Annotated in this window: 21 protein-coding genes and 1 tRNA gene; 8 read left to right on the forward strand and 14 right to left on the reverse strand. The window is 67.8% G+C overall.

Features of this window, described 5'->3' with window-relative positions; all coding sequences use genetic code 11:
- Nucleotides 1–91 precede the first annotated feature (91 nt).
- Together ABFX55_RS35550 and ABFX55_RS35555 are read right to left on the reverse strand one after the other, a co-directional pair.
- Entirely contained in the window at nt 92–772 is a 681-nt protein-coding gene (locus ABFX55_RS35550) for a response regulator transcription factor (protein ID WP_346127198.1), read from the reverse strand.
- The gene (locus tag ABFX55_RS35555) at nt 765–2,711 is read right to left on the reverse strand and encodes a sensor histidine kinase (RefSeq protein ID WP_346127200.1); all 1,947 of its coding nucleotides are present in this window, start codon (nt 2,709–2,711) and stop codon (nt 765–767) included. The genes ABFX55_RS35550 and ABFX55_RS35555 overlap by 8 nt, the downstream gene beginning before the upstream one ends.
- 292 nt (nt 2,712–3,003) lie before the next feature.
- On the opposite strand from ABFX55_RS35555, the gene ABFX55_RS35560 reads away from it, so the two are divergent.
- Nucleotides 3,004–4,518, forward strand: coding sequence for a serine hydrolase domain-containing protein (locus ABFX55_RS35560; RefSeq protein WP_346127202.1), 1,515 nt, complete (start codon nt 3,004–3,006; stop codon nt 4,516–4,518).
- 57 nt (nt 4,519–4,575) lie between these two features.
- Here ABFX55_RS35560 and ABFX55_RS35565 read toward each other — a convergent pair whose 3' ends face one another.
- Nucleotides 4,576–5,010, reverse strand: a complete 435-nt coding sequence (locus tag ABFX55_RS35565) for an ester cyclase (RefSeq protein WP_346127203.1) — start codon at nt 5,008–5,010, stop codon at nt 4,576–4,578.
- A 111-nt stretch (nt 5,011–5,121) separates the two neighbouring features.
- Nucleotides 5,122–6,042, reverse strand: coding sequence for an RNA polymerase sigma-70 factor (locus ABFX55_RS35570; RefSeq protein WP_346127205.1), 921 nt, complete (start codon nt 6,040–6,042; stop codon nt 5,122–5,124).
- A 540-nt stretch (nt 6,043–6,582) separates the two neighbouring features.
- Between ABFX55_RS35570 and ABFX55_RS35575 the strand changes: the two genes are divergently transcribed.
- Nucleotides 6,583–7,326 (forward strand): SDR family oxidoreductase, encoded by a 744-nt coding sequence (locus tag ABFX55_RS35575; RefSeq protein WP_346127206.1) that lies wholly within the window; start codon nt 6,583–6,585, stop codon nt 7,324–7,326.
- A gap of 560 nt (nt 7,327–7,886) precedes the next feature.
- A complete protein-coding gene (locus tag ABFX55_RS35580) occupies nt 7,887–8,780 on the forward strand; it encodes a hypothetical protein (protein WP_346127208.1) in 894 nt (297 codons plus the stop codon).
- Between the two features lie 5 nt (nt 8,781–8,785).
- Here ABFX55_RS35580 and ABFX55_RS35585 read toward each other — a convergent pair whose 3' ends face one another.
- From ABFX55_RS35585 to ABFX55_RS35600, 4 genes are all read right to left on the reverse strand, one after another.
- Entirely contained in the window at nt 8,786–9,511 is a 726-nt protein-coding gene (locus ABFX55_RS35585) for an endonuclease/exonuclease/phosphatase family protein (RefSeq protein ID WP_346127209.1), read from the reverse strand.
- A gap of 210 nt (nt 9,512–9,721) precedes the next feature.
- On the reverse strand, nt 9,722–15,610 hold the full coding sequence (locus ABFX55_RS35590) for a WXG100-like domain-containing protein (protein ID WP_346127211.1): 5,889 nt from the start codon (nt 15,608–15,610) through the stop codon (nt 9,722–9,724).
- A gap of 6 nt (nt 15,611–15,616) precedes the next feature.
- On the reverse strand, nt 15,617–15,916 hold the full coding sequence (locus ABFX55_RS35595; protein WP_346127213.1) for a hypothetical protein: 300 nt from the start codon (nt 15,914–15,916) through the stop codon (nt 15,617–15,619).
- Nucleotides 15,913–16,296 (reverse strand): YbaB/EbfC family nucleoid-associated protein, encoded by a 384-nt coding sequence (locus ABFX55_RS35600; protein WP_346127214.1) that lies wholly within the window; start codon nt 16,294–16,296, stop codon nt 15,913–15,915. Before ABFX55_RS35600 ends, ABFX55_RS35595 begins: the two co-directional genes overlap by 4 nt.
- Before the next feature lie 969 nt (nt 16,297–17,265).
- On the opposite strand from ABFX55_RS35600, the gene ABFX55_RS35605 reads away from it, so the two are divergent.
- Both ABFX55_RS35605 and ABFX55_RS35610 read left to right on the forward strand, forming a co-directional pair.
- Nucleotides 17,266–17,553 (forward strand): hypothetical protein, encoded by a 288-nt coding sequence (locus ABFX55_RS35605; RefSeq protein WP_346127215.1) that lies wholly within the window; start codon nt 17,266–17,268, stop codon nt 17,551–17,553.
- Nucleotides 17,554–18,103: 550 nt separating this feature from the next.
- Nucleotides 18,104–18,748, forward strand: a complete 645-nt coding sequence (locus ABFX55_RS35610) for a hypothetical protein (RefSeq protein ID WP_346127217.1) — start codon at nt 18,104–18,106, stop codon at nt 18,746–18,748.
- A 187-nt stretch (nt 18,749–18,935) separates the two neighbouring features.
- On the opposite strand, the gene ABFX55_RS50150 is transcribed toward ABFX55_RS35610, so the two are convergent.
- From ABFX55_RS50150 to ABFX55_RS35620, 3 genes are all read right to left on the reverse strand, one after another.
- Nucleotides 18,936–20,012, reverse strand: coding sequence for a PLL family lectin (locus tag ABFX55_RS50150; RefSeq protein ID WP_487047403.1), 1,077 nt, complete (start codon nt 20,010–20,012; stop codon nt 18,936–18,938).
- A gap of 511 nt (nt 20,013–20,523) precedes the next feature.
- A complete protein-coding gene (locus ABFX55_RS35615; RefSeq protein ID WP_346127219.1) occupies nt 20,524–20,835 on the reverse strand; it encodes a hypothetical protein in 312 nt (103 codons plus the stop codon).
- Between the two features lie 149 nt (nt 20,836–20,984).
- Nucleotides 20,985–21,176, reverse strand: coding sequence for a hypothetical protein (locus ABFX55_RS35620; RefSeq protein WP_346127220.1), 192 nt, complete (start codon nt 21,174–21,176; stop codon nt 20,985–20,987).
- Nucleotides 21,177–21,196: 20 nt separating this feature from the next.
- On the opposite strand from ABFX55_RS35620, the gene ABFX55_RS35625 reads away from it, so the two are divergent.
- Entirely contained in the window at nt 21,197–21,973 is a 777-nt protein-coding gene (locus ABFX55_RS35625; protein WP_346127221.1) for a site-specific integrase, read from the forward strand.
- A 92-nt stretch (nt 21,974–22,065) separates the two neighbouring features.
- On the opposite strand, the gene ABFX55_RS35630 is transcribed toward ABFX55_RS35625, so the two are convergent.
- Both ABFX55_RS35630 and ABFX55_RS35635 read right to left on the reverse strand, forming a co-directional pair.
- Nucleotides 22,066–22,154: transfer RNA gene (locus ABFX55_RS35630), tRNA-Ser, on the reverse strand.
- 161 nt (nt 22,155–22,315) lie between these two features.
- Nucleotides 22,316–22,879, reverse strand: a complete 564-nt coding sequence (locus tag ABFX55_RS35635) for a YceI family protein (RefSeq protein ID WP_346127223.1) — start codon at nt 22,877–22,879, stop codon at nt 22,316–22,318.
- Between the two features lie 107 nt (nt 22,880–22,986).
- Between ABFX55_RS35635 and ABFX55_RS35640 the strand changes: the two genes are divergently transcribed.
- Nucleotides 22,987–23,475: a MarR family winged helix-turn-helix transcriptional regulator gene (locus tag ABFX55_RS35640; protein WP_346127225.1), complete on the forward strand. Its 489-nt coding sequence runs from the start codon at nt 22,987–22,989 to the stop codon at nt 23,473–23,475.
- Here the strand turns inward: ABFX55_RS35640 and ABFX55_RS35645 are convergent.
- Entirely contained in the window at nt 23,432–23,938 is a 507-nt protein-coding gene (locus ABFX55_RS35645; RefSeq protein ID WP_346127227.1) for a SigE family RNA polymerase sigma factor, read from the reverse strand. The genes ABFX55_RS35640 and ABFX55_RS35645 overlap by 44 nt on opposite strands.
- A 179-nt stretch (nt 23,939–24,117) precedes the next feature.
- Here ABFX55_RS35645 and ABFX55_RS35650 point away from each other — a divergent pair, with 179 nt between their 5' ends.
- Nucleotides 24,118–25,053, forward strand: coding sequence for a hypothetical protein (locus ABFX55_RS35650; RefSeq protein WP_346127229.1), 936 nt, complete (start codon nt 24,118–24,120; stop codon nt 25,051–25,053).
- The last annotated feature ends 2 nt before the right edge of the window (nt 25,054–25,055 follow it).

A 25,055-nucleotide genomic window follows, 5' to 3' on the forward strand; every position in this document is an offset into this window, starting at 1 on the left:
GCGAGCCAGCCGATCCATGACACGCAGCGGTGTGATCGTTCTCACATGGGAAGGCGACGGCGAACGCGAGCCGAGGTCGCTGCCCGGTGGCTCAGAGGTCCGCGCCGAGGTAGCGGACGACCGCCGCGACGCGCCGGTGAACGTCGGGGGCGCTCTCCAGGCCGAGCTTGTGGAAGATCGTGTTCACGTTCTTCTCGACGGCCGACACCGACAGGTGGAGCGACTGCGCGATGCCCGCGTTCGATCTGCCGAGGGACATCTCCCCCAGTACCTCGCGCTCCCTGGCGGTCAGCTGGCCGGCGGCCGGACGGCTGCGCCTGACACGACGCCGCACCAGCGCGTCGACCACCTGCGGCTCGATGACCGACCCGCCCGACGTGACCGCGCTGATCGCGCCGAGCAGGTCGTCGAGGTTGCCGATCCTGTCCTTGAGGAGGTAGGCGAGCCCTTCGCTGCCGTACCTGAACAGCTCGAAGGCGAACAGCGCGTCCCGGTACTGCGACAGCATCACCACCCCCGTGCCGGGGTGCTCGGCCCGGACGTGGTGGGCCGCGTCGATGCCCTCGAAGCCGGCCCTGAAGGAGGTGCCCGGCATGCGGATGTCAGTGACGATCACGTCAGGCTCGAACCTGCGGACCGCGTCGAGGAGCTCGTCGGCGTTGCTGACCGCCGCGACGACGCCGACCTCGCCGGAGGTCTCCAGCAGCTGCCGGAGCCCCTCCCTGACGAGGTAGTGATCGTCGGCGAGTACCGCACGCAAAGGATCAGCCATCGACCGGTATCCAGGCGTTCACCCTGGTCCCCTTCCTTGGAGCGCTGACCACCTCGAGGTTCCCGCCGAGCGCGCTGAGCCGGTCGGCCAGCGGCCCGAGCCCGCGGTGGGTCACAGCCTCGGGGTCGAACCCCGCGCCGTCGTCTGACACCTCGACCAGCAGGCGGTCGCCGTGTCGCGCCAGCCGTATCTCGACCCGCGAGGCGGCGGCGTGCTTCAGCGTGTTGGCGAGGGCCTCGCCGATCGTGAAGTAGGCCGCGCCCTCGATGTCGTCGGGATAGCGCTGCCCGCGCAGCTCGTCGTCGACGGTGAACTCGACGTCGATGGGCAGGCGGTCGCATCGTTCCTCCACCGCTTCGACCAGGCCACCCTGGGTGAGCACCGTCGGGTGGATGCCCGCGGCCAGCTCCCTCAGGTCCTCGAGCGTGGCCCGCGCCTGTTCACGGAGGTGCGCCAGAGCTTCGGCGCGCGGTGCGGCCCTGGCCAGCTCGAGCCCCGCGATGAGCGCCACGAGCTGTTGCTGCACGCCGTCGTGGATGTTCCTCTCGATCCTGCGGCGCTCGGTCTCCTGGGCGTGGACCAGGCGCGCGGCCAGGCGCGTGCCGCGCAGGGCGAGACCCGCCTGGGCCGCCAAGGCGGTGAGCAGGGTGTGGTCCCGCTCGGTCAGCTTCCCTTCGATCTTGGGACCGCACGACAACCGGCCCACCACCCGCCCCTCGTTCCTGATCGGGACGGTCCACTCCGGCGCGCCCGTGACGGCGCCCGCGTTCGCCTCCGTGCCGTCGTCGAGCCTGACGGCGATCCACTGCGTCCCGAGGGCGGAACGGGCGACGTGCGCGAGATGCCGCAGCTGGCCGCTCGACTCGGTCATGGAGTCCAGCGCCGCGCTGATCTGGGTCAGCACCTGCGCCGCCGTGGGGCGGACGCCGTACACGAGCCGGTCGGCGAGCGCCTCCAGCCGCGCCCTCACGGGCTGGAAGACGAGCGTGACGAGGACGGTCAGGACGATCGCGGCCGAGACCGGCAACCGCTCGCCCGCGACGACGCCCAGGGCGGTCGCCACACCGGCGTACACCAGCGCGATGGCGGACCAGAGCAGGCCGTAGGCCAGCGACCTGCGGATCACCACGCGGATGTCGAGCAGGTTGTACCGCACGACCGCCACGCCGATGGCCGCGGGCACCGCGCCGAGCACGGGCAGGAGGGCGAGCCAGCTCAGGTCCGGCGCGACGAGCCGGTGTTCGATGCCGAGGACGAGCAGAAAGCCGACCCCGTTCAACAGGATTCCGGCCGTCATCCACCGCAGCTGGCGCCGCTCCGCCCGCGTCGCCCCACGCCACCGCACGATCAGCGCGCCGAGCGCACCGGCGGCGACGACGGGCGTCACCAGCGTCCCCGCCGTGACCGCTCCCGCGGCCACGGCGCCCGCGGCTCCGGGCAACGCGAACGGGTTCGGCACGGGCACGTCCTCGTTCAAGAGGCCGGGGGCGAACAGGACACCGAACGTGTGGACGGCGACGCACGCCCCACCCGCCCAGGCGAGCGGGCGCCACCGCCGTGACGGCAGCCGGCCGTCGGGGAAGAGCAACGGGATGAAGATCCACACGAGCCCGTAGTGCACGCCGTACAGCGCCGCCGCCGCGACCGCGACCGCGACGCCGGGGCCGTCCAGGCCGGTTCGGACATGGTGCAGGAGCGTGCCCACTCCCAGCCCGCCGACGCCGAAGCACAGGGCCGTCGCGAGCACCAGCCAGCCGTACGGATTGGCGGGCCGACGGGTCGCTATAAGCCAGCCGAGGGCAGGCAGGAGCATCCCGCCCGCCACGAACAGCCATTGGGACGGAGGAACAGGAAGGCCGGTCTCGAGCACGGCGCCTACTGTCGTGCCCGATGCGGCGGCCACGGCGATCACGCCGGCGAGGAGCCGCTTGCCGTTCATGCGCGGCGCCGCCGCCGGGATGCCGGCGGAACAGCTGCGCTGCCGATGACTGCCAGCACCCCCTCCAGCCTGTGGACACGACTCGCGGGCCAGGGTATCCCTGCCCCCGACCCAGCCGGGCCGCCGGTCGACCGCCCGGCCACGGCCTCGAAGCATGCCAGCTCCCGCCCTGCGGTTTCCTGTGGTTAACCGCACACTTTGTCCGGCCGGCCGCCGTCATGACGGACGGGGGCCTGCACCCTTCGACGCCGACGTCCGCCTGACTAGCTTCGACGGCCGGAGGTGGACTTCCTTGACAACCACGATCGGCAGAAGCCGCGGCAGGCGGCGCGCCCTCATCGTCCTCGCCGCCGTCGCGGTGGTGCTGGCCCTCGCCGGCCTGGCCGCGCCACGCGGCCTGCGACTCGGCGACGAGAGCACAGGCGACGCCGCGCTCGCCCAAGCCGTACGGCAGGCGGCCTGGCCGTCGGCGGGCCACCACGCGCTCGCCGTCGCCCTCATCGACCACGGCACCGTCCGTACGGCAGGCCTGGGAACGACCCAGGTCTCGGGCGGCCGTCCCGTCGACCACCGGACGCCGTTCGAGTTCGGCTCGATCACCAAGCCCATGACCGGCATGATCCTCGCCGACATGGCGAAGAAGGGGGAGCTCGCGCCGCGGACGACGGTCGGCGAGATCTTCCCCGACCGGACGTTCCGCGATCCCGGCATAGCGGCGGCCTCGCTGGAGGAACTGGCCGGCCACCGCTCGGGCCTACCCAGCATCCCGGCTTCCTTCTCGAGCACCACCGTCCTCGGCAGCCTGGTCGGCGGCAACCCCTACCGAGGATGGAGCGCACGGGACGTCGTCGACGACGCGGCCCGCTCAGTGGCGACCGGCCGCGGCGAGATCGCCTATTCCAACCTCGGGTTCGCGCTGCTCGGACAGGCGCTCGCCGCCAAGGCGGGCACCACCTACGACGACCTGCTCAGACGGCGGATCCTCGACCCCCTGGACCTGCGCGACACCGCCCTCGTCAGCGACCCGCGCGACCTGCCGTCAGGCCGCGCCCACGGCTATCTCACCTCGGGCCACGAGGCCGCGCCCTGGTCCAGCGACGGGTACGCCCCGACCGGGGCCGGCGGCTGGACCACGAGCGCCGACCTGGCCCGCTTCGTCGCGGCCGTGCTCGACGGCACCGCACCGGGCGCGGACGCGACCCGGCCTCGCTGGGACATCGCCGAGGACGACACGATCGGCTACGGCTGGCGGACCACGAACGGCGTGACCTGGCACGACGGCCACACCGGAGGTTCCTCCAGCTACGTGGGCTTCGACCGGACCTCCGGCCGTGGCGTCGTCGTTCTGGGCAACACCTCCGCGTCGGTCGACTACATCGGGCTCCGGCTGCTGGGCAAGGAGGGGCCGACCGGGCGGGACCTGCTGACCGGCGAGCTTCCCGTGCTCGCGCTGGCCGTCCTGTGCCTTGTCGCGGCGGCGCGGACGCTGCAGGTGGCCGCCCGCAGGAGGGCGCGTCGCCTTCTCCCCGCACCGGACCGGCTGAAGCTCGTCTCGATGACGTGGCGCGCTGTCGTGCTGCTGGCGGTCGCCTGGACCTTCGGCGCCTGGCACATCCTCTGGCCGCCGCTGTGGCCGGCCACCGCGGCACTTGTCGCGGCAGCCGTCGCCGTCGGCGCGCTCCGCGTGCCGACGCTGCCCACCGCCCGAGGCCCGCGCCCCCGCCTGCGCTGGGCGACCACCGCCGCCTCCGTGCTGCTGTGGACCGCCGTCGCCGCGGCCGTCGTCATCGCATGGAGCGCCCGCTGAGCCACCGCGTCTTCGGCGTGCAGCCGCGCCGATCGTTCGCCACCACGGGCTGCTCCGCTATGCGGGAAGCATGCCGAGCTGTCGCATCTGCGAGGCGACGTCGACCACCCCCCAGATCTCGGCGAACCGGCCGTCCGCGAAGCGAACGATGAAGATCTCGCTGTACGTGATCGACCTGCCGGTCGGAGGGAGGCCCATGTATTCGCCCTGATGGGTCCCCGTCACCGTGTTCCTGCACACGACTTTGTCCCCCTCGGCGATGACATCCTCGACCGTGACGTGAATGTCGGGGAACGCCCGCAGGAGCATCGCCCATATGTTCTTGAGGGCCTGGGCTCCCCCCGCACCGGTCGGCACCGGCGTGTGGAAGAGCACGTCCGGAGCGACGACCTCGTCGATCGTCTTCCAGATGAGCTCCACATCGCCGCTGTTCGTGGCGTCATGCAGACGGTTCAACACCGCCTGGTTGCCGGCTGGCTGGGCTGTTGACATGGTGTCTCCTTCTGGTCGACCCGACACTCGTCTGGTCGTCGCTGTGGTGTGCTGGACTCGGGACTCACTCCGTGGGCATCTGACGGCGGGGCCGGTTCTCCCTGACGCGGCTCATGTCGGCAGCCGGCGGGCCTGGTTCTTCTCGCGGATGACCGCGCGGGCGTCCGCGACGGGGCCCAGGTGCCCGAGCTTGTTCGGGTTGATCAACGAGCGGATGGTCTGGACGCGTCCGTCGAGGATGTCGAGCGTCCAGGTGCTGATGACCCTGCCGTCGCGGTCGCGAAGGATCGCGCCAGGCTGGCCGTTCACCTCGTGTGCCTCCATCACGGCGCCGATCTGGCGGAACGGCGGCCCTGCGGCGGCCAGCACCCGGGCGATCCTCTCGACGCCGTGGACGGGGCTCTTGCCCCCGACCTGGCCGCCGCCGTCACTGACCAGCTGAGCGTCGGCGGCGAGGAGTTCGCGCAGCCCGTCGACGTCGCCCTCCCTGAGCGCGTCGAAGAACCGCTCGGCGAGTTCCTCGCGCTTCCTCCGGTCGGTCTCGAACCGTGGCTGTCCATCCTGCATGTGGCGGCGTGCCCGTGATGCGAGCTGGCGGCACGCCGCCTCCGAGCGACCCACTGCCGAGGCCACCTCCGCGAACCCGAACCTGAACACCTCCCTGAGCACGAAGACGGCGCGTTCGAGCGGACTGAGCCGCTCCAGCAGCAGCAGTGCCGCCATCGACACCGAGTCGGCCAGCTCCGCGGAGCGCTCCGGATCCTGGTAGGGGTCGGTGAGCAGCGGTTCGGGGAACCACGGCCCTACGTACTCCTCCCTGCGAACCCGGGCGGAGCGCAGCACGTCGATCGAGATCCTGGTGACCGTCGCCGAGAGGAAGGTCTTGGTGGATCGCGGTTGCGTCGAGGTCGTCGCGTAGCGCAGCCACGTCTCCTGGACGGCGTCCTCGGCCTCGGTCACGCTGCCCAAGATCCGGTAGGAGATCGAGAACAACAGCGGTCGCAGTACCTCGAATTCTTCCTCTCGCGTCATGCCAGTCCTTCCTCGAAGCCCTGACGCCACGAGGGGTGGCCCTGCTCGCCGCGGTCCACGGTCACCATCACCACCGGCACGTCCCCAGCCGGGCCACGAGCCGCGGCACCAGCCCGCCCGATGACTCCGGCCCCACCGGCCACGAACACCCGCACCGCCACGTCACCCTTCTGACTCCTGGATCCCTGCATCCGTACACGAGACGAGATAGCCGTCCGCTTTGTGACATCGCAGTGCGACCGGGACACCCATGAGCGATGACCCCCGGACATCGCGGGCCATGTCACAGACCGCCACCGGCACTCGTCCCCATGCGGACCCCGCCACAAAGGAGGAGCCGCATGAACGTCGCACTGTGGATCGTCGCCGGACTGCCGGCCGTCGTCCTGCTGGGGCAGCGGCGCCAGGATGTTCGTGCCCAGGAGAAGATGGCCGGCAGGTCGGGCGACCAGTCGAGATGGGTCGAGGACTTCAGCCCCGGCGCCTTCAGGGCCGCTCGCCCCGTGTCACAACCGAGCGGGGCACCTCGTCTCAGAGGGCATGACAAACTCGGAACAGACCTCGGTGTTGATCACCGGAGCCAACAAGGGACTCGGCTTCGAGGCGGCCCGGCGGCTCGGGGAACAGGGTTGGACGGTCTTCCTCGGCTCGCGTGACGAAGGCCGAGGACGGGCGGCTGCCGACAAGCTGACCGCCGGTGGCGCGAACGTGGTCATGGTCCCGCTGGACGTGACCTCGGACGTGTCGGTGGCCGACGCCGTCCGGCTCGTGCGGGAGCACACCGACCGGCTGGATGTGCTGATCAACAACGCCGGCGCGTCAGGAAGGGGTATCCCGCCCGCCGACGCGACGGCTGACGAGATTCATTCCGTCTACGACACCAACGTGTACGGTCCGATCCGCGTCACGCACGCGTTCCTGCCCCTGCTGCGGGCGGCGGAGCATCCGCGGGTGGTGATGGTGTCCAGCGCTGTCGGTTCCTTCGCGGCCGTGACCGATCCCCAGCAACCCTCCGCGAAGATGCACGAGCTCGCCTACAGCTCGTCGAAGGCGGCGCTGAACATGATCACCCTTCGATACGCCAACGCGCTCCCGGAGATCAAGTTCAACATCGCCACTCCCGGAGAAGTCGCGAATCGCAAATTCGCCGCCACCGACATGAACCATCACACCGGCGAGCTGACGGTCACCGAGGGCACCGACTCGATCGTCAGACTCGCGACGATCGACGCCGACGGGCCGACCGGGATCTTCATCGACCGCCTCGGCCCCATCGCGTGGTGACCGCTGCAACCAATCCGCGGCCGACGCCGGAGACCCTGGCGTCACATGTCGTAGCCACCCCTGTCCCCCACGAAGGCGGGCCTTCGCGGCGTTCACGTGCATGACGCTCACCACACAGCCGCGACGCTCCCGATCGAGCGGGTGTTGAACATCTGGATGGTTCAGGAGTCCCTCGGCCACACGCGGGTCACCACGACCGAGCGATACACCCTTGCGTCCACACCGCTCATGCACGAGGCCGGCGAACGGCTCGCCTCCACGCTGTGGGACCAGGTCGTTGCACCCAGGTCTGCAATCACGACAGCGCAGAAGATCAGAGGCCCTCACCCCGATGATGGGTGAGGGCCTTGGATATGCGGAGGATCGGGGATTCTCCACTGATCTTGCAGAAGGTCATGCAGGGGTGTAAGGCTGGTGCGCCTGTCCCCCGTACCAAGGAGGCACTCATCGCCCAGCCCGACTTGATCACCACCACGGATCTGTGGGACCTGAAGGCTGATCCAGTGCGACTGGACACCCTGGCTAACACGTGGCGAGGCCTCGGCACCAAGGTGAGCTCCGTGGAGAACCTGATCAACGACGCCGCGCACATGGTGTTCTCCAAGGAGAACTGGACAGGCGACACCGCCGAGTCGTTCAACGACTACCGCAAGAAGTTCACCGCCGATGTGGAGCGGTTCGGCAAGTGGGCCGCCAACGTCGCCGACCTGCTCTCCTACACCGCAACCGTGATGCGCGTGCAGCAAGGGCTCCTCGACGAGGAGCGCAAGAAGCTCAACGCGGTGCCTGTGACCACGGACCTCGTCGGCCTGACCTTCCGCCCGCGCGACGCCGAGGAGTCGAGCTTGGTCACCGGCGCGATCAGCACGGCGCAGGAGATCCGCAGGCGGGTGGACGAGGTGCTGGCGGAGAAGAAGCGCGACATGAAGTTCTACGAGGATCAGTTCGAGTTGATCGGCAAGGAGTGGAAGCCGCGCACGGTGCGCCTGCTCAACCTCAACATCGGTCAGGGCGCCGGCAACTCACCCGGTGACTCCGACGGCACTGACTCCGAGGACATCGCCAAGATCGCCCAAGTGGTGGCCGACCAGGACACAGATATCGCCACCGTCCAGGAAGTCTTCAAACACGACATCTTTGACCTGGAGGAGGAGCTCGAAAGCCGCACCGGCGACAACTGGGACGTCAAGTTCGAAGAGGCGAGCACGAAGTATCACGCGAACGACGACTGGCCCATCATCGGCGACATCGTCAACGCGCCGTTCGGCAATGCCGTGCTCGTCCGCGAGGGTGACGTCATCGAGGGAACCGGGGACAGCGAAAAGGTGAAGCTGGACGTCGAAGGCGGCAGCATCACGCTCCCACCCAACGAGCCCGGCATGGGCAACAGCCGAATCGACGACGGCGAGGGCCGATCCGCGGCCAAGACGGAGGTTCAGATCAGGCCCAGGTGATCGGCCTACCAGTTGGGGATCTCTACGTCGACCTGCTGACCGTCGTGGTCGGAGGTGGCTCCGTCAACCAGGACGGGCTGTCCGTTCACGGTGAAGGCCGGCGAGCCCGCGACGTGGTCGATGCGGGTGCCCGACGGTGAGGTGCCGACGACCTTGCCGTCCTCGTTGACCGCGCCCGAGTAGACCGTATAGCCCTCGTTCGTGAAGTCGTGGATGGCGTCGCCGGACGAGGTGTTCTTCGGGTTGTCGCCGTGATGCGTCACGACGTTGAGGTCGGCGCCCAGCAGCGACGGCCCGCGGTTCATGGCCTCGTGGAGCCTGTCGATCTGACCGGTGCGGACAAAGTCGTCGTACTCGTGCAGACCGTGACTGTGCACGTGCGCGCTGTAGACGTCGAAGCCCTTGCTCGCCCTGGCGAACAGCCGGTCGGCGATCTCGTCGTCCAGTTCCTTGAACGCCTTGATGACTTTGCGGAGCCTGCTCTCGTCGGAGTGGAGCACGCCGATGAGAATCTCCGCCAGGTTCTCGGCCGACGCCTGCAGATCGGCGTGCGCGGATCCGGCGGAGGTGGCCCTGCTCGTGTCACCGAATGCGTTGGAGCCCGGCACGCTGGGCACGGGAACGTAGGTCACGGCTCCGGGGCCACCGGCAAGGGCCGTGCGCCCCTGCTCGACGGCCTTGCGGGCCTCGCCCACCTTCCCGGCCAGCCGGCCTACCGCGTCGAAATTCATGCTCGCTTCGGCACCCATAGTCGGTCAGCGTAGACGGTCCACCCGGGTCGCCGGGAGGCGGCCGGCACTCCATCTGGGGCAGCGCGGACGTCCGAGTCGACGGCGATCGAGCCACCATGGAGATCACCGTTCACGCCTACGACCGCTACAACTTCAACCGCGAGGACAAGTGGATCAACCAGAAGAACGGCCGGTTCGAGACCCTCGGTTTCAGCGCATGATCACACCGGGATGCGCGGCGTCGAACTCGGCGAGCCCTTCTGGCGTGAGCCTCAGGTAGAGGCCGCCGGGAACGTCCACCACCAGAGGCTTGCCCTTGCCATAGAGCACGACGGAGATGTCCAACGCGAGGTACGTGTTCTCGTGCTGCTTCTCCAGGAAGTTACGTTCGAGGATGTTGGCGTTCCGCGAAGCGGCTTCGTCCCCCGTCTTCGTGCTGCCGCCGATGCCGCCGAAGCCCAGATTCCCGTCGCCGCCCGATCCGGCGGACGCGCCGCCTCGGACCGACTGGCCCCTGCCTTGCTCCTGGCCGTGCCCGCTCGCGCTCGTGGTCTGCTCGTAGACGCGTTGCTTGACCTGCGCGCTGGCGACCTCGCGGGCCCCGTTGACGTCGATCCCGACCTTGCCGACCCCCGGGATCTCGTACTCATGCGCGAGCAACTGCTCAAGATGGGCGCGCATGGTCCTTTCCTTGGTGGCCTCGGCAAGGGACATGCCGGCCGGGCGAGAGAGCTCGAATCCGTTGGGCCGGTCGGCCAGCGAGGGCACCTCCGCCCGGAGCTTCGGCGGTATCGCGGCCATCGGCGCCCACTCCTCCACCAGGGTGGCGGCAGGGAAGGCGACCTGGCTGACGTCTCCCTTGGGGACGCCCGCCCCAAGCGTGGTGGACATGCTGTTGGGCCCTGCCGTCTCCGCCCATCGCGGGTCCGCGGCGACGACCGGCGTACGCGCCGTGACGGGGGTTCCTTGCGGCACCTCCGTGGTGAGGTGTCCCGGCACCAGGACGCCGAGTTCGCCGTTCGCGACCGCTCTTGACGTCGAGGTGACCCCGACATGACTGTCGAAGAACCTCCCGGCTCCGTCGTGTCCGGTTACCTCGCCCACCTTGAGCAGCACCTTGCGGGCAACGCCCTGCACGGGCTCCAGGACAGGGCGGACAGGGGCGCGCTCGAGCGTGATCTCGTACGCGACCGGATGCCTGAACTCCTGCGGGGCTTCGCGCGTCTGGTAACGGTTGATCGCTTTCTCATTCGTTCCGTGCGCGTCCACGGTGTGGGAGTCGCGGTAGTTCGCGTACCCCGCTTCGGCTCCCCTGACATCGTCCGAAGACTCCAGGTAGCGCGCGAGCAGCTCCACCCCGCGGTCCGATCCCACTTCGCGCACGTTCAGGTCGCCGCTCAGGCGCTCGCTGCGGAGCATGAGGCCGGTGTCGGAACTCTCACCCAGGTGTACTCCGTCGCCGATCTCGGCCGTGACCCGGATACCCACGCGTTCGGTGACTCGACCGTGTTCATCGGTGACGAACAACCAGGAAGACACTCCGTTTCCGCGCAGCTCCCCCAGTCTCGTGCCAAGCGCATCCTGGCTGTAGTGGCCACGTAGGTGCTCGGCCACCGGGTGAGCCGTGAGCTCCTGGTCAGCGAAGAGGAGCCTGTCGTCGCGGAGCATCTCGATGATCTTCGGGAGTACGGCCTGCGCGTCGAGATGCTGAACGGAGGCGGTGCTCATCGCCGCCTCGGGCGCGGCATAGGCGCGGGTCGTATCCCCCGCCTGCTTGGCAGGCTCCACGGCCTCCGGGCCTTCCAGTCCGTGACGGCGTGCCACCTCGTCAGGAAGGACGAGGTCCATGATGTCTTCCACCCGGTGGTATGTGGTCGGGCCCCGTTCGACCGTTCTCCCGTCGGTTCTGGTCGGTGTCACCTCCAGGACCAGGTCTGCGCGGTACCAGTGCGAGGTGCCCCCGTCTGAGTAGGTAACCCGGGCTACGTCGCTGCCGCCCAGATAGGAGCTTTCCTGGGTCATCCGCTTCGCGGCGCCATGCACACCCGCTCGCGCCACGATCTTTCGCTCGGTTCCGCTGCTTTCCTCGCTTCCTCGTGCGTGACCTGGCTGCTCACCGTCACCGCCGAAGGTGACGCGCAGACCGGTCCGGGCGTGCCCACCCAGGGCCCGTCTGCTGCGCTCGCCGTCCGTCATCCGCGAGTTACTGTTCGAGTAGCTCTCGTGCTCCACTCCGGTCTCCGACTTGACGTGCCTCATGTCGGCCACGTGGGCCTTCACATGCACATCGTGCCGCGCTCCCCCTTGATCGGACACTGTGTAGTGCAGGCCGTCAGGGTGAGATGTGATCATGGTTTCCAGCTTGATCACATCAGTCGCGGTCTCGAACACATGCGGTACGTCCAGACGCTCGGCGGGCAGCGGCAGCCCCGCCCATCTGGTGTAAGCCTCGGCCACCGCCATGGGCAGGTCAGGCATGGCGCCCAGACGGACAATGGCGGACAGCTCCCCCTCACGAGGCCGCCATACGCTACCGGGCGGCTCGGTCGACGACTCCATGCGTCCCACATGTGCGACGTCCTGCGCGAGCACTGGCGACTGCGGCAGGTGGACATTCGGCACGAGGACCTCCGCCTTGCTTCCGTGCACCTCCGTCCACGTGTTCGTCACCTCTGTGCCGTTTCGCGAGATCCTCATCCTGACGTCAAAGGAGAGATCCCGCGTAATGGTGAAGCCGCCGCTGGTCTCCGTGCGGTCGTACCTCGTGTGGCCGGCGGAGAAGCCGCCACTCTGCGCCTTCGTGCCACTGCTGGTGAGAGACAGGTTCACAGGGTCGACCTTGAACCCGTCGTTCACCTCGACGCGCGCGACACCACGCACCTCCCCACGGCCTGTGACAGAGGTCTCCCGCTGGCTGGTGCTGGTCTGCGACGTGATCCTGCGCTCGTTCACCGTCATTTCGGTCGAGCCGACCTCGTGCCGCCGGCCAAGAGTGCCCTCGGCCGCGATCTCGAAGGTGTAGCCGCCGATCGTCTTCTCGTACCTGATTCCGTGCAGGGCATGCGTCAGGTCGGCTTCCAGTGCCGCGCCGCCGAAGCGGCTCTCGATGTCCCGCATGATCTGCCGCCTGATCCCCACCGGGAGGTCGGGTAGTGCCTGGTCGACGGCCTGGCGGATCTCCGCGCTGAGGAGCGTCTCCGAGTGGACGCGGACGCCGCTGCCCAGTCCGGTCCCCCGCCCGGCCGCGAGCGTCTCCGGCTCCAGCACGTGAGGGTCGTAGCCACCGTTCGGATGCTCGCCCCGGGGAGGATATTCACCGAACGGTTCGCTCCGCACGTACTCCGCACGTACGTCGTCCATCTCCCGGTGGAGATCGGCGAGTTTCCGCTGGATGTCGTTGAATTCCCCTGGTGGCCGGAGATCGTGCCCGAAGACGTCCTGCTCCATCCGGGGCGCGTCGCGAGCCGGTACGATCAGCCCGGCCTTCACATCGACCTCGAACGTGCCCAATCTTTCGGTCTCGACCTGCAGCCGCATGTGGGCGTCGTACATGGCGACGTCATCGCGCCTGGTCAAGACGGTGTGGTTACCGTGCGCCCTGGTGGTGGACGTCACATGATCCGTTCCGAAGCCGAACCCGCCAACGGCCCGCGCGACGACCTCCACACTCTCTCCAAGGGTCAAGCCGATCTTGCCACCCGCATGAACACCGACGCTCGTGCCCTGCCGATGTGTCGTCCCATCGCTCTCGCGCCGCCCCAGGTCGTCCCGGAACATCGTCTCGATCGGTGGCCGCGCGCTTCCGTCAACGGGCTCGATCCGCGTGATCCGGCCGGTGACCGTGACAGAGTCCTCCGCTGATCGCAGCGCGGAACTCTTGTACCGGACAGCGTCGGAGGCAGCCCCGCTCGACAGCAGCGACTGGCTCCGGTTCTTCATCCCCTGTTCGTTGAGCACGGTGGACGTGAGGTGGTCAATGATCTTGGCCACCTCACCCGCGGGCACGCCTGCCGACACCGCCCGACGCTGCACCTCCTGCACCAGAGGCGTGACGTCCATCCCGGTGATGGCGATTCCGTGATCACGGAACTTGTGCTCGGCGCCGATCGGGACCTCGTGGCGGGGGAGCGGCGATGGGTGGTCGGCGGACAGAAGCGGCCCTTCACGGGTGAACTGCTGGGGGAAGGGGATAGTGACGGACAGTTCGGGGACTGCCGCGGTTTCTGTGACCTTGTCACCGTTGCGGTAGACGTCGAGGGAGATGTCCGCGGCGAAGTAATCGTGCGTCGGCGAAATGGCCTTGTGACCGCTGATGACCTCGTTGCCGTTCGTGTGCGTCGTGCGTGACGTACTGGTGATGCCCGCACGCGGCAGGGCGCTCGCCTCGGCCTCGTCCGGCGAGTGGTAAAGCCCACTCAGCAGACCCGCGGTCCGATCCAGCGAGGAGGCCCGCGAGGACTTGCCTTCCACGCCGTCCCCGCCGAACGCGACCGGCTTCTCGGGCGCCAGACTCGGGTGCTCCACGTGCGTGAACTCGCTCGGCCTCAGCTTGAGGTAGATCACGGTGTCTTTGACGCTGAGCGCAACGCCCCTTTGGAGGTGGTCGGTCCACGTGTCGCGGTTGCCGTCGGAAAGCGCCTCCGCCAGCCACTCGCGGATCGCGCGTCGTTCCCGCGGGGTGACATCCGTGATGCCGTCGGTCAGAGCCCGAGCCGCCGCCGTCGCGTTCTCCGGGACCTTGACGTCGTGTACCGCCGTTTCGCCCAAGGCGCCGATCTCGACGGTTCGGGGTGGATGGATTTCGGGCTTGGGCGACGTGTCAAGCTGCTTCCAGGTCGGCGAACCATCAGGCCGGAACGCCCCACCGTTCACCGAGCGCCCGGCATTCACCGCCTCCGACCGCGACCCGTCAACCTGCTTCCACACCGGCGAGCCGTCAGGCCGGAACGACGCAGGTGCGTGCGCCACCGGCTGCGGCGTCTCGGCGTTGGAAGCCAGACGGGACGAGGGAACTTCGGCCTGCGGGAACAGCACGTCGGCGCTCTTCCAGGCAGGCGATGTGATGGTCTCCTGGTTATGTCTCGTCGCCGCCAGGATCGATTCAGCGCTGGGCTTCTCGGGCACGCGGTCGGGGCCGGCATCCGGGCCGGACGGAGAACGTTCGGACGGAAGGGCCGGGTGGGGCGAGGGCGAACTGTCGGGGGCACGATGGAGCAGGCCCGCGGCCCCGTGCTGCCCGTCCGCCCCGAGCGCACTGGAGGTGATGCCCTTGGCCAACAGGTCCCAGCTGAAGTTACCGTGGACCCACAGGCTTCCCGCGGTCGTGATCCCGCCGGTCAGGGCAAACTGCGCGGCCTGCCCGTACAACGACGAACTGGCCGCGGCGATCAGCTTCTCGGCCATGGTCATCTCAGCCCTGGTCAGGCCGGCCCGCAGGGCCGATGTGGCCAGCCGGCTCAGCCCGCCGGAGAGCAGCCCCATGAGCCCGCCCATGGCAGCACCGGTCAGCGCCGAGGTCCCCACCTGCTTCCAGTCGATCTCGTCCCTGCGGCCCTGCAGAATCTGGATGCCCAGGTCCATGCCGGCCACGATCCCGAGGAACAGCGCCATGTTGCGCACGCACTGCTTGGCGATCTGTCTGACCGTCATCCGGGCAAGTTGCAGACGTACGGGGATGAGCGCCAGACTGGCCCCGCCAGTGGCCATGGCTGCGCCCAGCAGATACACCAGTTGTGCGATCAGCAGCCAGACGGTGACCTCGATCATGTACTTGGTGTACTGGATCTGCACTCCCACGCCGTTGAGCGCGACAGCGGCCTCCACGAGCTGCTTGACCACAGCGGCGACCTGACCGCCGACCACCGCGTCGACATGGGCGGCGAAGGCGAGATGTGCCTCCCCGTCCCAGTCGGCGCCGATTTTGGCCGCGCTTGCCCGCTGGTCGGCCCCCGTACCCTTGACGAGTCGGTGCGCGGCGATCACACAGGCGTCGGCCAACCGGAAGCAGCCGGACTCGTCCCCTTCCGGCCAGTCCATGCCAACCACCCAGCCGATGTACGGCTTGGCGAACTCTGGGACGAGGAACCCGTCGAAGCCCATGGACGATCAGCCGCGCGTGACGGGCGGCTGGTCCGCTCCCTCGTAGTTGCGAGCGCTGACATTGAGGCCTGAGGCGACACGCTCGAGCTCGTCGATGTGCGCCATCAGCGCGTCAAAGATGTCTGCTTCCATTCCGGGCAGTTTCTTGGCCAGCTCGGCGCCGTACACGTCCTGGCCGAGCGTGTTCCTGTCCCGGTCGAAGGCGGCGCGGAGTTCGACACACACCTCCTCCGCGTTGTACGTGAGCTCGTCGTAGACCCGGGCCTGCCGGTGCAGCGCCCCCCACCGCACGGAGTAACCGGTCATGGGTTCGGCTCCACGGGCCCGGGGAGGAACGCGTCGAGCATGGCCCGCTCTCCGAAGACCTCCTCGTACGGCACACTCTCCGGCATCAGGGGCTGCAAGAGCTGCTTGCTCTGCTCGGAGACCACGGCGGTGGCCTTGTTCACCTCATGCATGATCGCGTCGGCCAGCTGCGAGGGAGACAGGGTGCGATAGACCCTGGGGTTCAGCTCGATGCCGCGCATCTGACCGTGGCGGCCCACGGTCACGCTCACCATCCCGTCCACTGAACACGCCGTGTGCTCCATAGCGGAAAGTTCTCCGTATGCTTCGCGAATGTGGGCCATCTGCTGATTGATCTGGCCGGCGAGCTTCCCGATCTCCGCCTCGAACGCATCCGCCACAGAGGTACCTTCCACATGCCTAGTTCTGAACGGCATCTTACGTTACCTTTTCCCCCAAGATCGGGACGATCTGTATCATTTGCCTGCTGTTAACAAAGTTGTCGCTGAGCACGCATGTGGCGGGAACCCTGCCTATGCCCTGAGCGGCTTTCTGGTGCTTTGCGTTCTTCCAATGCCGACCCGGCGGGAAAAGCTCGCTGTGGACGCGCCCTGACGGTCATCTCGCTGAGCTCACCCGATGGGCGCACGTGCGGCCGTGCTCAAGGACTGCACCGGCCACGCGGACAAGTGCCCACGGCGTTCGGGCGGCGGTCTCGTCTTCCGGCCACGCAAGGGCAAGAGCAAGCTCACCCTCCAGTGCCCTCCCGCGCTGCTCGATCAGCTGAAGGCTCACAAGAAGCGATACACGCACGTCGCCACCATGCAGATGAAGGACGCGAGTGATCGTATGGACTCGGCTCTCTGGGGCCCGAGCCTGAGCCGATCGAGCTGCCCTATGGTGACGGCGTCCTGTGGTACCCCGCCGGTAACGCGCCAGTCGACGACGACGGCGAGCGCCTCCCGGAGCGGCGCCGCGCCGGCAAGGTCGAGCGGTACGGCGCGCTGCGCCTGGTGCCCGCCGACGGCATCACCGCCGGATGGGGCGACCTGGACAGCCGCCCTGCCCGCCCAGCCGCCCGACCGGGTGCATGTTCCCGCGCTGCCGTCGCCCTTGCGCGCCGAGCAGGTGCTCGAGGTCGGGGCAAGCGGCCAGCAGCTGCCCGAGCTCCTCGAGCGTGCCCTACAGCTGCGGCGGTGGACCCCCACAGATCACCCCCACACCCACACACGCGCCACGTGTCCCCCCACACCGGCGTCACCAGGACAAACGGCCTCGTGTGGGGGTGTGGAGTCCCACGCCAACACCCCTGTTCCGAGGGCCTGAAGCCTTCAGACCCCCGCACCTGACACCTCCACGCGGAGGCCCTCATGATCCGCGCTCAGCCACCGCTGTCCGGGCTCGCCTGGCTCGGCGCCTGGCTGGAAACGCCGCCCCCACTGGCGGCCACGGTGGTGACCAGCCTGACGATCGCGACCCGCTTCACCGAGCTCCGCATCGTCGCCGTCCTGGCCGGCCTGTCGCTCGCCCCCGTCAGTCTGTCCACGGCACAGCTGTTGATGATCTATGCCGCCTCTCGCTCGCCATGCGGCCGCCCGATCCGCGCCCTCGGCTACCTCCTGGCGTGCGCGGCCGTCGCCGCCTACGTCGCCCTGTAGCCATTCACCCAAGGTGAAGATCATGCGTATCCGACACATCATCGCCGTCGCGGCGCTCGCGCTCGCGGCCACTGGTTCCGGCATCGCCGTCGCCGAGATGGCCCCCCTGCGGGCACCGGCCGGCCTGAGGCGCTCGTGATCGGGCGTGAGCCTGGCACGATCATCGTCGCGCCGAGGTCGCATGGGCGCGCGGTGCGAATCCAGGTCACCGAACAGCAGGCCCGCGACTGCGGCGGCGGCCATCGTGCAGGATCTCGTCCACGGTTGCGCGGCGCCCGCCGGCGCTGCGGCTATGCCGGGTCGGTCATCCCATCCCTGCGCGCCTCCTGTGGGAGTCCAGGAAATGACGAAGGCCCGCACGTGGCGGGCCTGTCGGTGCCTGGGGCATGAGTGATCGCCCGAGGCCAGGACGCCTTTGGATAACTCTGATCGTCAAGTCTGCTCGATCTCTCCCGGCACTGACCAAGCACGTAGAGTAGTCTTTCGCTACTCTACGTAGCCAACTTATGTTGAGTCGGAACGAGAGGCTTCTGTGAACATCCCAGCCCGCATGGCTGTCCATCTGACCGGGGGCGTGGTTCTGGCCGCTGTGCTGGCCGCGCCTGCCTTCGCCGCGAGTCCTGCGTCCGAACCGCCCCCATCGCCGCCACTGTTTGGCGAGCACTCGCTGTTGGGCGTGAGCTCGCTGTCGGACCTACTCGGCATGTACGAGCGGGATGTCCCGATCCCGGTGACGTCTATTCCGGCCAACGGCGGCTTTCCCGCCGGAAAGTTCCGCATCCGCCGAGGCACCGAGCGGAGCATGTGCATCGGGTGGAAGGGCTGGGCAGACGCCAACCCCGACCCCGACCCCGAGCGTCCTCGCGTCGGCGGCGTTCCGTGCGCCGATGCCACCGCGATATGGAGTTACCGGGCCGCCACCCGGCAGCTGGTCGCCAGCGACGGCCGCTGCCTGGCGCTGATACCTCCCCACAGCTCACGGCATCGGCCTCTGCCCGGACTGAAGACATGCGACACCAGCGATCCCCAACAGCACTGGGTCGCTTTCGCCAACATGACTGATTTCAAGAAACCGGACGGCACCCACAGGATCGTCCGCGTGGAGGACCGCCGCGACGCCTTGGCGATGTACAGCCCCAGCTACGCCGTCTTTCTCGCCGGCACCGATAACTCCTTCGCCCTTCAAGCCGAGTGAAACCGTTTCTGAGGCGACCGCGCGAAAGTCCCTGATCACAGGGCATGGGACCACGGATCTCCGCGGTCCCATGGATACGAAGGCTGGTGGGCGCATCTGGAGCACTCACCTGCTGACCGAACATCTGGCGCAGACCGGCTTGATCTCGACGTCGCCGCAAACCCATGACCGACTTTACCAAGAGAAACTATTCGCGGAAGTGCCACGCTTCCCGGGTGCCGAGTTGTCTGAGCCTCGTTCCAAGGCCGCCGAGAGTTTGCCCTCCTCGTGTCGCCATGTGCCACGGCCCGGCGCTCGGCGCGTTCTGCCAAGAATGCACGAGATCGCCAACGTCGTTGATCCCGAACACCTCAAGTCGGCCTTCAGTGCCGCGCGTCACGCATATAGGTCCGACGAGGTGATTGAGAGGCAGCTTCCCCCAATGGCTCCAGCCGTTGCTGGGTGCGGTCTGCCACATGTTGTAGCAACGTCCATCGATGCCGACGATGAAGATCTCGGCTCTACCGTCGGTGTTTCGAGAGGACACTATTGGGGACCTGCTTGTGCCGTTCAGGAAGTTAGGTCCTGCCCAGCCGTTCGCCGGTGCGGTCTGCCATATCGTGTGGGGAGCGTCATTTGGGCCAATGAAAGGGACATCCTGGCGGAGGTCGGCGTTGAGTATCGGAGCGCAGGGCATTCGTCGGACTTCCAACTCGCAGAGCGGGAACCAGCCAGACCACTTCTCGGCCTCGGCTCCGACATTGGGCGCAAGTTGCCACTTGTGCCAGAGTGCGCCGTCGAGGCCGCGAGCATAGACCTCAAGGTGGCCGTTGGCGCTCTGCCCGACCGCGGGAGTCCCTTCCATGCCCCCGCCAAGCGATACCCATCCGCCTATCCCGTCGAGCCCGCTTTTCACGCATGTCCACAGGGCGCCATCCCAGCCGCGTGTGAACACTTGGCATAGTGCGTCTGCGTTGAACGCCACGACGGGGGAATCCCTCAGATCGCCGCCATTATGCTGCCACGGCCCCCAACCATTGCTCGGTGACGTCTGACTCCTGTACCAGAGTTTATTGTCGGTGCCCCGCGCAAAGATATGAAGGCGATTGAAGAACCGGCATACTGCTGGGGGAGTGGCAAAGCTTCCCCCCATTGAGTGCCATGCCGACCAAGCGCCATCGGGTTGGAACTCCCATGCGTGCCAAATGGCGTTGTCGGACGCGAGCGCGAATACTTCGAGACGACCATCCGCGTTTTTTCCCACACCCATACCGATCGTCTCCATCGCTCTCGCGCGTTTACTCGATACCCGCTGGAGGGTTATGCGGCGCAGTAGTTCATTCCCCTGGAGTCGATATGGAACCGCGGTCCAAATGAAGATTGACTCGCGTTTTGCCAAGACCGCATCCGTAATCAGTACGTTGGGTGGGACCACACCGTGGCCCGCTTCGGCCGTCCAGCCGATCGACGGCCAGGACTACAGCCACGTGCCGCGCGATCCCGCCGGCGGACACTAGGGCTGGTCGTCTCGGCGGGGGTGGCCGCAGCTGGCGAGCGGCGCCAGGCGCTCAGTCGCGGCGCTGATCGCGCCGGTAGCCGCGGCGGCCATGCATGATCTCGTCCACGGTGGCGCGGCGCCACCGCTTCACGCCGTGCTCGACCTCGTCGGGTTCGCGCCATCGGCCGCGGGAGATGTCGGAGTCGACGGTGCCGCTTGCCAGGCCCGTGTACTCAACGATGTCGGCGATGACGACTGGCGGTGTTATGCCGAACGGTTTTGGGACCTTGCCGCCGGATCAGGGCATCGGCACGACTTCGCGCAGCTCGTCCCTGTCGACCACCGCCAGGAACTGCAGCCCCGGCAGCTGCGCCACTTCCACGCCGAGCTGCTCGGCCACCGAAGCTGCGGGAACCCGCAGCGGATCGAGGGCGCCGTGGTGCGGCGTGAGCACCTCGGCCTGGTCGCCGAACAGCAGTAGCACCCGCGCCGCCACACGCGCGGACGGGTCGCCGGCATCCCGCACGGCATCCGGACCGTGCGCCCAGGAGTCCTCACTCGGGCGCGTGGGCTCCTGGGCCATCAGGCGCCTGATGTCGTCCTCGGTCATCGCGTTCCCTCTCATGCGCGGCCGCCGTAGGAGGCGGCCTGTTCATCGTCTCTCAGCGGTCGCTGAGGTGTCGTGGGCACGCCGGCGCGCCGTACCTGCTCGGCCAGTCAGTCCCACTCCTAGACCCGCCAGTAGGGATAGCCGTGCCATCAGGTGCCCACGGCCTTGGAAGGCGGCTCGCAGTCGTTCTCGCACACGATCACCATGGCCTGTTCGCACTCGGCGCAGAAGCGGCGGTCGGGCAGGCCGTGGCGGCATGCGCGGCCGCCGAGCAGGTCCCGCACCTCCACGTCCACGCCCCGCCTGCCGGCGTCTCCGGGGTGACGCCCTGTCGGCGTCACGAATTCACCGGGTACACCGCGTGCTGTCGTCCGCCCTCGGCACGTCGTTCAAGCAGAAGCGGATCAAGCACAACTCCGCCGAACACGTCGAGCTGCCCGCCGTGCGGAGGGTCCGGCCGCTGGTGTGGACCGACGAGCGGGTCGCACGGTGGCGGGAGACCGGCCGAATCCCTGGCCCGGTCATGGTGTGGACACCCCTGCTCGCCGGCCGATTCCTCGACGCCTGTGTGGATGAGCGCCTCTACCCGCTGTACCACCTGGTCACGACGCGCGGTCTACGCCGCGGTGAGGCGTGCGGAGTCCGATGGGAGGACTCCGACCTCAAGGTGACCAAGACCCTCGGCGTGCTGGAGTCGGATGATGAAGACGACGACGGCCTGAAGTCCGACAGCTCCTGGCGGACGGTGGCGCTGGGCGATGAGAATGCCGTGCCGCTGACGGCCTGGCGAGCGAGGCAGAAGCGGGAGCGGCTGGCCGCGGGTGAGCGTTGGGTGGACACGGGGTTGATCTTCACCGCTGTGGACGGACGCGCGCTGCGCGAGGAGTACGTCAGCGAGCGGTTTGCGGCGATCGTGGCTGCGGCAGATCTTCCCCCGATCCGCTTCCATGATCTCCGGCACTGCGCGGCGACGATCATGCTGGCGGCGGGCATCGACATGAAGGTCATCTCCGCTACGCTCGGCCACTCGCGTCACAGCTTCACCGCCGACGTCTACACGAGTGTGGTCCCGGAGGTGGCTTACGCGGCGGCAGAGGCGACCATCCCGGCTATCCCCAGGGCGACCCGGAGAGCATGATCGTTAGCGCGATGGTCCGGCAATGGTCCACCAGGACTTCCTTGAAGCACAAAGGCCCTTTCTCGTGATCACGAGAAAGGGCCTTTGTCCTGCGGAGGATCGGGGATTTGAACCCCGGATGGTGTTGCCACCAAACCGCATTAGCAGTGCGGCGCCATAGACCTGACTAGGCGAATCCTCCTGGTAGCCGTCTGGCTCAGGACAGAGTACCGGCCTTCTGGCGGTGCGGCAAAGTGGTTCGCTCGAGCGTCATCGCCAAGAGTTATCCACTGCCTGTGGGTAACCTCGTCCACACCTGTGGATGACAGCCCGCCCAGGTCGAAGCGGGCTGTGGACAGTGTGTCAGGCGGCGGGGTTGGCCTCGCCCTCGATCTCAATCTTGATCTTCTTGCCCACCAGGACGCCACCGGTCTCCAGCGCGGCGTTCCAGGTCAGCCCGAACTGCTCGCGGTCGAACTCGGTGGTGATGGAGAAGCCCCACACCTGCTGGCCCCACGGGTTGGTGCCCACGCCGCCGTACTCGACGGTGAGCTCGACCTCCTTGGTGACCCCACGGATGGTGAGGTCGCCTGCGACGGTGAACTCGTCGCCCTTGTGGCCGACCACGCGGGTGCTCTTGAAGGTGAGCTCGGGGTAGGTCTCGGTGTCCAGGAAGTCGCCGCTGCGCAGGTGGTTGTCGCGGTCGCCCGCGTTGGTGCTGATGCTGGAGGCGTCGATCGTCAGCTCGGCGGACGACTCGAGCGGGTTCTCGGCGATCGTGATCGAGCCGTTGAACTTCTCGAAGTGGCCGCGGACCTTGCTGACCATCATGTGCTTGGCGACGAAGCCGATGACCGTGTGGTTGACGTCGATGGCGTACGTGCCGGCGGCGGGGATGGAGAGGCCTTCCCAGGTACGAGTGCTCATGTCTGTTGCTCCCTCGACAGTGATGCTTGCGCTGCGGACGTTTGCTTCAACAGATTTCTACATGAGGAATATTCCGCGCGTCAACTATCGTCCTCTACGATGTGAATGTGATCCCCTTTGACGACCCGCGGCTGACGGCCATCGGCCTGCTCTCGGAGGTCTACGCCGGCCTGGTGGCGAAGATGACTCCGGCCCTCACTGCCGCCGGGCTGTCCGAAGTCGACTTCGGCACGCTGATCAGGCTGGCTCGATCGCCGCACCACAGCCTGCGCATGGGCGACCTGGCCGCGCAGACGGGCCTGTCCACGAGCGGCGTGACGCGCGTGGTCGACCGCTTGGAACGTGACGGCCTCGTGGTGCGGCAAGCCTGCGCCACCGATCGCAGGGCCTCCTATGCGGCACTGACCGACAAGGGTGTGGACAAGGTGCAGGAGGTGCTGCCCCAGCACCTCCATGACATCGAGGAGTCCTTCACAGGACTGCTCTCGGCCGAGCAGCTCGAGACCTTCCTCTCGACCCTCCGGATCATCAGGGACGTCGTGCACCCCTGCGCTACTGCTGGCGCGGTTGAGCCGGGACAGATAGTTCGCCCCTGAGCTTGGCCATCGCGCGCGAGACCGTGCTCTTCACGGTGCCGACGCTGATGCCGAGCGCCCTGGCGATCTCCGGTTCGGACATGTCCTCGTAGTAGCGCAGCACGATCGCGGCGCGCATGCGGGCAGGAAGGCCGTTCAGCGCCTGTTCGAGGGATTCCTCCCACTCACTCGGCGCTTCGAAGCTCACCGGGATCTCCGGCAGCTCGTCGGCGGGGAACTCCTCCAGCTTCCGCTGGCGCCACTGCGAGATGTTGATGTTGACCATCGTCCGCCTGACGTACCCGTCGAGGGCAGCGCGATCTTTGATCCGGTCCCAGGCCATGTAGGTCTTGGCGAGGGCTGTCTGCAGCAGGTCCTCGGCGTCACATGGGTGTCCGGTGAGCTGGTGCGCCACACGCAGAAGCGCTGGTCCGCGAGACCTGACGTACTCGCGGAACTCCTCATCCGTCCTGGCAATCTGCATCGTGGCCAGAATCGCAGCCCGAGCCCCTATTGCGGCTGAACCGGAATCCAGGATTCGTTCCACCAACTGCAAAGTGCAGTCAAGGTCTGCCACACATCGGTTGTCAATGCGTTCCACCGAGGATGCGTATTTTGCTCCCCTTCGCCGGGAGGAGCCGGGAGCTATGTGACGCTAGGGGTGTGAACAGCACGGAACGCCGCCGAATCCTCGCGGCGGCGGCGCTCGGCCGCACACCGGGGCATGCGGGGCCCGACCGCGAGAGCGGCGATCCCCTGCATGCGGTGACCGGGCAGATCGTCGACGTCAGCCCCCATCTGCTCATCGTCGAGACCGAGGAGGGCACCGAAGAACGGCTCGTCATCGCGCCGTGGGCGACCGCCTGGCACGGCGCCGACGTCGCTCCCGGCGACCTCCCCCTCGGCTCCAGGGTCATCATCAAGGCCCTGCGTGACGGCAAGGTCGTCGAGCGGGTCTGGGCCGACCTCACCCGCATGACCGGCACCATCCTCTCGATCGAAGGACGCCGCGACCTCCACCTGGAGCTCGACTGCGGCCCGCATCGCGGGCGCCGCAGCGTGGTGATCCCTTACCGGACCACCGGACGCGTCCGCGTCCGGCACCCCCAGCTCGAACCGGGCTACCTCTTCGACGCCATCGGTGTCAGAGAGGACGGCGTGGGCCACGCTCTGTTGCCCGCGACGTCGCAGCCCGCCTATCCGGCGCGCGCCGTACCAACCCCTCCCCCCGCGTACGGCGGGCCACAGCAACGCATCTCAGGAACCGCCACCTGGTCCGACGCGTTCGACTGCGACGAACGCGGCGCGGCCTATCCCATGGTGGAGCGCTCCGACGCGGCCTGCCCCGACGCCGAGGTGTCGTGCGTCGGCCTGCCGTACCTGGCTATTGGTTCTTTATTAAAAGTCCGTAATGTCTGCGCCGAGCGGGCGGCGAACCTGCCTGTCGTGGCGTGCGGCTGTATGGCCGGACGCTTCTGCGACAGGTGCGTCGAATGCGGCACCTCGCCGAGAGGCCGCATCGTGGAGCTGTCGCCCTCATCGTTCGTAGAACTGGGCGGGGAACTGACCAAGGGGTGCTTCAATGCCCGGGTCGGATAGGG

This window comes from Nonomuraea roseola, from assembly GCF_039535395.1.
GTDB lineage: Bacteria > Actinomycetota > Actinomycetes > Streptosporangiales > Streptosporangiaceae > Nonomuraea > Nonomuraea roseola.

Bases quoted from the DNA above. Each gene is read 5' to 3' on its own strand.
- ABFX55_RS35585 (WP_346127209.1), bottom strand. From the start codon at position 9,511: ATGAATTTCGACGCGGTAGGCCGGCTGGCCGGGAAGGTGGGCGAGGCC.
- ABFX55_RS35555 (WP_346127200.1), bottom strand. From the start codon at position 2,711: ATGAACGGCAAGCGGCTCCTCGCCGGCGTGATCGCCGTGGCCGCCGCA.
- ABFX55_RS35610 (WP_346127217.1), top strand. From the start codon at position 18,104: ATGGCTGTCCATCTGACCGGGGGCGTGGTTCTGGCCGCTGTGCTGGCC.
- ABFX55_RS35565 (WP_346127203.1), bottom strand. From the start codon at position 5,010: ATGTCAACAGCCCAGCCAGCCGGCAACCAGGCGGTGTTGAACCGTCTG.
- ABFX55_RS35595 (WP_346127213.1), bottom strand. From the start codon at position 15,916: ATGACCGGTTACTCCGTGCGGTGGGGGGCGCTGCACCGGCAGGCCCGG.
- ABFX55_RS35575 (WP_346127206.1), top strand. From the start codon at position 6,583: ATGACAAACTCGGAACAGACCTCGGTGTTGATCACCGGAGCCAACAAG.
- ABFX55_RS35645 (WP_346127227.1), bottom strand. From the start codon at position 23,938: ATGCAGATTGCCAGGACGGATGAGGAGTTCCGCGAGTACGTCAGGTCT.
- ABFX55_RS35550 (WP_346127198.1), bottom strand. From the start codon at position 772: ATGGCTGATCCTTTGCGTGCGGTACTCGCCGACGATCACTACCTCGTC.
- ABFX55_RS35615 (WP_346127219.1), bottom strand. From the start codon at position 20,835: ATGACCGAGGACGACATCAGGCGCCTGATGGCCCAGGAGCCCACGCGC.
- ABFX55_RS50150 (WP_487047403.1), bottom strand. From the start codon at position 20,012: ATGGAGACGATCGGTATGGGTGTGGGAAAAAACGCGGATGGTCGTCTC.
- ABFX55_RS35605 (WP_346127215.1), top strand. From the start codon at position 17,266: ATGATCCGCGCTCAGCCACCGCTGTCCGGGCTCGCCTGGCTCGGCGCC.
- ABFX55_RS35590 (WP_346127211.1), bottom strand. From the start codon at position 15,610: ATGGGCTTCGACGGGTTCCTCGTCCCAGAGTTCGCCAAGCCGTACATC.
- ABFX55_RS35635 (WP_346127223.1), bottom strand. From the start codon at position 22,879: ATGAGCACTCGTACCTGGGAAGGCCTCTCCATCCCCGCCGCCGGCACG.
- ABFX55_RS35570 (WP_346127205.1), bottom strand. From the start codon at position 6,042: ATGACGCGAGAGGAAGAATTCGAGGTACTGCGACCGCTGTTGTTCTCG.